We start from the raw sequence: 1,489 nt of genomic DNA on the forward strand, positions 1-1,489 counted from the left end.
AGGGTGGCGCGGCGAGGAATTTGGACGCAGAATCATCAACGGCAGCATGGCTCACAACGGCGCTTATGACAACCATATTGCGTCAATACCGCCGCACCTGTCGCTCGTACGAAAAGACCGATAATGTTGCCTTATCGGTCGTTATAAGAATGTGTGGCATGAAGCTGTACAACTTGACACGGAAAGCCCCAAAACATACACTATCGGCATCCTGAACGCTCCAGAAGGACAGAAAAGATGCCCCGCGCCGCCGTCAGCGACAGCCAGCGCATGTCGTTTCGCATCAAACCGGCCGACAAGGCCATGATCCTGCGCGCCACCGAAATCGCCGGCGCCGCCGGCATCACCGATTTCGTGCTGCGCACGGTGCTCGAGGCGTCGCGCGACATCATCGAGCGCAACGACCGCATCGTGCTGTCCGAGCGTGATACGCTCAAGGTCCTGGAAGCGCTGGAGAACCCCCCTGCCCCGAACGAGAAGATGATCGCCGCCGCGCGCGCCCTGCCGGCCGATCTATGAGTCTTCCCGATTGGCGCGAGGAACCGGTCGGCCGCCATCACGATCGGGAAAATTTCGACTGCGGCGACGATGCCATGAACGGGTTTCTGCGCAACCATGCCCGCAAGAACCATGAGCGCGGCGCCTCGAAGACGTTCCTGGCCGTGAGCAAGGCGGACGAGGTCCTGCTCGGCTTCTACACATTAAGTCCCGGCGAGGCCGAATTCGAACAGGTTCCGGAGAAATTTCGAAAAGGCCTTGGCCGCTACGCGGTCGGCGGATTTCGTCTGGCGCGTCTTGCTGTGTCGCGAAGTGCGCAGGGCAAAGGACTGGGCGGCCAGCTGCTGATGGCGGCGGGCCTGCGCTGCATTCGGGCCGCCACCGAGGTCGGTGGAACGCTGATGCTCATTGACGCCAAGGACGAGCGGGTTGCGAAGTGGTATCGGTCCTACGGCGCCTTGAGCCTCGACGATCGGCCATTGTCCCTGTTCCTGCCGCTCGCTTCCTTCGAAGCCGGCTTGCGCCTCGGGGGAAAACTGTAGCCATGGTGTCCCAGCGCAACGCAGACGAGGTTCCTGGCAACGATCTGCCTGACATCGTCGACGTCGTTCGGGAAATGGGCCGTGTGCCCGAGCAGCTGGCCGATGCCGCCCAAGCGCCCTCCCCTCCCCTTCCGGTTGACCAGAAGGCCGACCGCCCTTGCCTGCTCAAGCACCAGACGGTTTCGGGTGTGGGCGATCCGTTCGCCCGTTTCGGTTGCCGAGGCGGGATGAGCAGGCATCCATGGTCGCCATGCGTTGAACAAAAAATGCAAGGCGGCAGCATGCTGTACTTGCGGGACGTCAACGCATCATGCTCTGAACCGATCGTGTGCCGTTAGCCGCACGGCAGGCGGCTCCGCCTCGTTCCAGCGATAGATCTCGGAGCGTAGATAGCGGAGTTCGTCATCGTAAAGGTCTTCATCAATCTCGATCCACCAAGCCTTCGGCCG

2 protein-coding genes and 1 pseudogene are annotated in these 1,489 nt (G+C 61.7%); 2 read left to right on the plus strand and 1 reads right to left on the minus strand.

Translation table 11 applies throughout. The features are described from left to right. Nucleotides 1-237: 237 nt before the first annotated feature. Together NR193_RS33245 and NR193_RS33250 are read left to right on the plus strand one after the other, a co-directional pair. The gene (locus tag NR193_RS33245; protein ID WP_256754879.1) at nucleotides 238-519 is read left to right on the plus strand and encodes a DUF1778 domain-containing protein; all 282 of its coding nucleotides are present in this window, start codon (nucleotides 238-240) and stop codon (nucleotides 517-519) included. Next, nucleotides 516-1,040 (plus strand): GNAT family N-acetyltransferase, encoded by a 525-nt coding sequence (locus NR193_RS33250; RefSeq protein WP_256754880.1) that lies wholly within the window; start codon nucleotides 516-518, stop codon nucleotides 1,038-1,040. The genes NR193_RS33245 and NR193_RS33250 overlap by 4 nt, the downstream gene beginning before the upstream one ends. 308 nt (nucleotides 1,041-1,348) lie before the next feature. On the opposite strand, the pseudogene NR193_RS33255 reads toward NR193_RS33250, so the two are convergent. Beyond that, nucleotides 1,349-1,489 (minus strand): annotated as a pseudogene (locus NR193_RS33255) (3'-5' exonuclease); the annotation flags it as partial.

The organism is Mesorhizobium sp. Mes31, assembly GCF_024519675.1.
Classification (GTDB): Bacteria; Pseudomonadota; Alphaproteobacteria; order Rhizobiales; family Rhizobiaceae; genus Mesorhizobium.

What these genes read in the sequence shown, in the direction of transcription:
- NR193_RS33250 (WP_256754880.1), top strand. Translation starts at nt 516, where the DNA reads ATGAGTCTTCCCGATTGGCGCGAGGAACCGGTCGGCCGCCATCACGAT.
- NR193_RS33245 (WP_256754879.1), top strand. Translation starts at nt 238, where the DNA reads ATGCCCCGCGCCGCCGTCAGCGACAGCCAGCGCATGTCGTTTCGCATC.